The sequence below is a fragment of the Pseudonocardia bannensis genome (assembly GCF_012911875.1).
GTDB classification, from domain to species: Bacteria; Actinomycetota; Actinomycetes; order Mycobacteriales; family Pseudonocardiaceae; genus Pseudonocardia; species Pseudonocardia bannensis.
Genome location: NZ_JAAXKZ010000248.1, coordinates 1 through 1981, shown reverse-complemented (window position 1 = coordinate 1981; position 1981 = coordinate 1). Strand labels below are relative to the sequence as shown.

Sequence of the window (1981 nt, the reverse complement as noted above, 5' to 3'; positions counted from 1 at the left end):
CCCACGATCTTGGCGGCCGCGGCTTCCTGGGGGGCGTAGCGGTCGGGGAGCGCTGAGCGCTGCACGGCTTGGGCGGCCGCGCCGGGCGGGAGCTGCTGCCAGTCGGGGAGGGCGAGGAGCTTGTCGTAGAAGGTGTCGGTGGCGTAGGCGGGGTTGATGATCTGCTCGGGGGACCCCCAGCCCTGGGAGGGGCGCTGCTGGAACAGCCCGAGGGAGTCCCGGTCGCCGTAGTTGACGTTGACCAGGTCGGACTCGACGATCGCGGTGGACACGGCGATCACAGCGGCGCGCCGGGGCAGCCCGCGCTGCACGGCGATCTGGGTGATGGTCTGGGCGTTCGCGGTCTGCTCGGCCGACCACGTCCGCGGCCCGATCCGCTGGGCGCCGCCGCCGGTGCCGCCGTCGCCGTCGCAGCCACCGGCGACCGGGCCGGTGAACGTCGCGACCAGCAGCGCGAGCCCGAGCAGCGCGGTCGCCAGCACCGCGACGACCCCGCCGGCGCCCGCGAGGAGGGCGGTGCGTGAGTTCACCCCGGCCCCGGCTCAGGTGGTGGCGCCGGAGGGCGCGCGCAGCTGGGCGTTGGTGTCGAAGATCCGCTGCTCGGTCGCGGACAGCACGGTCTGGACCTTGTAGCCGGGGTTGTTCTCGATCTTCCACAGGGCGCGGCCGCGGCGTTCCATCGCCCACCCGGTGGTGACGTCCTGTTCCTTCTCCGACAGGGCGAGGTCGGTGGCGAGCTCGTCGGCGACCCGGGTGGACTGTCCGAGCAGGATCCGCGTGGAGCACAGGGCGAGCAGGTCCTTGGCGATCGCGACTTCCTGGGAGCCGGCCGCGCCGACCGAGAGCAGGTCCGAGGGCTTGTGCATGACCAGCAGCTGGATCTTGCGTTCGGCGCGGGACAGCCGCAGGTCGGAGTCCACTGCGTGGACCGCGCGCAGCCCGAGGCGCATCTGGCGCCACACCTCGTCGCGGACCACGATGCGGATCTCCCCGTCGTCCTGTAGGTCGGTGATCAGCGATGACCACGAGCCCAGGCAGGTCAGGGCGACGGCGATGGCCTGGTCGCCGCGGGAGCGCAGCAGCGACAGGTCCATCGACTGGATCGGGGCGTCGAAGTCCAGGGCGAAGTTGGTCTGGGCGTCGAACAGCCCCGCCAGCGGGCCGACGACCAGGTTGGACAGCGCGTCGGTGATCGAGCGGGTGTGGTCGAGGAATTCCCGGCGCCCGGCGAAGCGGGCCTCTCGCCACAGTTCGTCGTCGGGGTCGGAGAGCTCGCGGGCGACGTCGGGGATCGTCACCGGGCGCAGCGCGGTGTAGCCGTCCCCGGCGCCGACCAGGCGGCGCAGCACCGCGGCCAGTACCGCCTCGTCGGTGACCGTGGGCGGGTAGCCCTGGGTCTCGGCCAGCGCAGCGAGGAGTTTGGTCCAGCGCCCGAGGACCCCGGTGAGCTCCTCGCGCTGCCGGGTCACCGACCAGGTGTCCCAGCGGGTCGCGAGCGGGCCGAGGTCGAGGGCGTTGAGCCGGGCCGGGCTGCCCCGGCCCAGCGCGATCGGGGTGATCCCCAGCGCGCGCAGCAGCGGGGTGTACTCGCCCTTGACGTCGCCGGAGATCAGCGTCTTGATCCCGAACAGCATCATCCGCAGGCAGAACGCCACCACCGTGGAGGACTTGCCGCGGCCGGGCTCGCCGAACAGGACCATGTTCGGGTTGGTGGCCAGGCCGCGCAGCAGCCATTCGATGGGGTGGCAGTAGAACGCCCCACCCGAGAGCGTGTCGTAGCCCATCCGGGCCCCGAGCGCGGGCACGCCGTTGGCGGCCAGCAGCGGGAACAGCCCACCCACCTCCGAGGTGGCGGCCTGATAGACCGGCATCCGGGCGGCGACGTCGACCGGGGCCCAGCCCTGACCGGGCTCGGTGCGGCCCCGCCGCGGCATCGTGCCGGAGGCGGCGTCGAGCTGGTTCCTGCCCCGGGTGGTGGGGA

1 protein-coding gene and 1 pseudogene are annotated in these 1981 nt (G+C 73.1%); both read right to left on the bottom strand.

The features are described from left to right. Positions 1-530: pseudogene (locus HF519_RS29945) on the bottom strand (C40 family peptidase); the annotation flags it as partial. A gap of 12 nt (positions 531-542) precedes the next feature. Then, positions 543-1981: putative type IV secretion/conjugal transfer ATPase (locus HF519_RS29940; protein WP_312860434.1), on the bottom strand; the 1439-nt coding region annotated here is incomplete at its 5' end.